Genomic DNA, 680 nt, shown 5'->3' with positions numbered 1-680 from the left:
CAGGCGGCGGGGATTCGGGTGAAACTGAACGCCGTGGCGCTGAAGGGCTTCAACGAGGACGAACTCTTCGCCATCACGGAATGGTGTGCCTCGCGTGATATGGACCTGACATGGATCGAGGTCATGCCGATGGGCGACATCGGCAACGAGGACCGGCTCGACCAGTACTGGAAGCTCTCGGACCTGCGCACACGTCTGGCCGAGCAGTACACGCTCACCGACCTGCCGCTCAGCACCGGCGGGCCCGCACGCTACGTGCGGCTTGAGGAGACTGGCCAGAAGGTGGGCTTCATCACCCCGCTCACCCATAACTTCTGCGAAAGCTGCAACCGGGTGCGCGTCACCTGCACCGGCGAGCTCTTCATGTGTCTCGGCCAGGAAGACAACGCCGACCTGCGCAGCGCGCTCCGCAACCACCCCGGCAGCGACGCCCCGCTCGAGACGGCCATCCGCAACGCCATCGAGCACAAGCCCAAGGGCCACGACTTCGACTATTCGCGCCAGACCGTCGACGGCCGTGTCTCGCGCCACATGAGCCACACCGGTGGCTGAATGCCGCCCGGCTAGCTCCTTGGCCTGTCGCACGGTGTCCACTCTTTCTGTGCGGTGGCTCCCATAGCCTGTCGCCCGGCATGATGTTGCATCGATGCACCGGCGTGCTTCCGTGAAATCAACGCTTT

1 pseudogene is annotated in these 680 nt (G+C 64.6%); it reads left to right on the top strand.

Features of this window, described 5'->3' with window-relative positions:
- Window positions 1-552: pseudogene (locus HC022_RS28185) on the top strand (cyclic pyranopterin phosphate synthase); the annotation flags it as partial.
- Window positions 553-680: the final 128 nt, after the last annotated feature.

This window comes from Salipiger sp. HF18 (genome assembly GCF_011806505.1).
In the GTDB taxonomy this organism is placed as follows: domain Bacteria; phylum Pseudomonadota; class Alphaproteobacteria; order Rhodobacterales; family Rhodobacteraceae; genus Salipiger; species Salipiger thiooxidans.
The sequence above is the reverse complement of the archived record's forward strand: the minus strand, read 5'-3'. Positions and strand labels throughout refer to the sequence as shown.